This window comes from Wolbachia endosymbiont of Pentalonia nigronervosa, assembly GCF_014534705.1.
In the GTDB taxonomy this organism is placed as follows: domain Bacteria; phylum Pseudomonadota; class Alphaproteobacteria; order Rickettsiales; family Anaplasmataceae; genus Wolbachia.
In genome coordinates, this window is sequence record NZ_JACVWV010000156.1 from 1 (window position 1) to 1,368 (window position 1,368).

General features: G+C 35.6%; 2 protein-coding genes. Both read right to left on the reverse strand.

Going from position 1 to position 1,368, the window contains the following annotated elements; translation table 11 throughout:
• On the reverse strand, window positions 1-529 hold a 529-nt coding region (locus IC220_RS07560), incomplete at its 3' end, for a ParB N-terminal domain-containing protein (protein ID WP_188153794.1).
• A 252-nt stretch (window positions 530-781) separates the two neighbouring features.
• Window positions 782-1,252: a crossover junction endodeoxyribonuclease RuvC gene (locus tag IC220_RS07565; RefSeq protein WP_188153795.1), complete on the reverse strand. Its 471-nt coding sequence runs from the start codon at window positions 1,250-1,252 to the stop codon at window positions 782-784.
• Window positions 1,253-1,368 lie beyond the last annotated feature (116 nt).

A 1,368-nucleotide genomic window follows, 5' to 3' on the forward strand; every position in this document is an offset into this window, starting at 1 on the left:
ACCTGCTATCCCCACAGTAAATTCGATGATCACCTAAAACCCAAAGATCTCCAGGTTTTGTTATTTCTACCTTTTTATTATCGCTATCTAAGTGAGATAAATCTTCTTCTTCGCCGCTTTCTCCATCAACATTGTCAAGAAAACGTTGGATTTTTTCCAGTTCAAACCCAGTTAACTTCAGATCAAAATTTAAGTCTTCTAATTCCTGCAATTCAAGTTTTAATAGATCATCATCCCAAGCTGCCCAATTTGCTGATTGATTGGCAAGTAACCTAAAAGCTTTAGTTTGTGCTTCACTTAAATTATCGCTAAGAACCACCGGAACACTCTCCATGCCAAGTTTTCTTGCAGCTTTAAGGCGTAAATGGCCATCAACCACCGTGCCATCGCTTTTTGCAACTATTGGAATACGAAAGCCAAACTCCCGAATAGACGCGCACATTCTGTTTACCACAACGTCGTTTTTCCGGGGGTTGCGGTCATATTCGGTGAGGTTTTTTATTGGATAGTAATGCAGTTCTAAATTCATTATTTACCACAGAGTTAACATTTTAAATCATTCTGACGCTAAAAAAAGCCCGAGGTCGATCCACCCAGTTCGCGTGTAAGGAGAGAAGGACCCTAAGATTTTAATAAAAAGGATTAATATATGGCGATTTATTTATTATTATAGTTAAATTATTCATTTACTTTGCTTCTTATTTAAGATTATTATTTAGTAATTTAAGATATGATTTCTAGTCTGAGTATGTAAAAATATTTAAGAGTATTTCTTTAAAACTTAAAAACATTTCTTTATATCTTCATATTCTTTATTAACCCACATCATCAAAGCAAGACTATCAGCCTCATTATCATCTATCGGATTAAAACCTTTTTTTCGTATTGCTTCAATCACTTTTTTCTTATCTGCATTGCCGGTACCAGCTATGAAACGTTTGATAGTCTTAACCGGAACACCTTGAAATGGGATATCATTTTCCTCACACCAAGCAGTCAAGTGAGCTAAAAACCCTCCATAGCAATGAGCTGCATCAGTGCCTAAATGTCTCCTAACTTCCTCAAAATACACTGCTTCAATGTTTGGAAATTTTTCTTTCATCTCATTAAGCCACCTACGAAACTTTAAGAATACCATTCCACCACCACTAAAACGACTACCATGAAAGCTTTCACTGCCACTTTGAATTACTCCATCATGCAGAATAGCCCAGCCGGTTTGTTTGCCTAGATCTAGTGTTAGTATTGACATTTATTTTCCTATTACGATATCAACCAGTTTTTGAATTAAAAATCTATTGCTCTCATCATTAAAGTTGCTAAATTAAAGTTCAGTAGCACAGATTCCTAAAATATCGTCTGGTTCCT

What these genes read in the sequence shown, in the direction of transcription:
- IC220_RS07565 (WP_188153795.1), bottom strand. Translation starts at nt 1,252, where the DNA reads ATGTCAATACTAACACTAGATCTAGGCAAACAAACCGGCTGGGCTATT.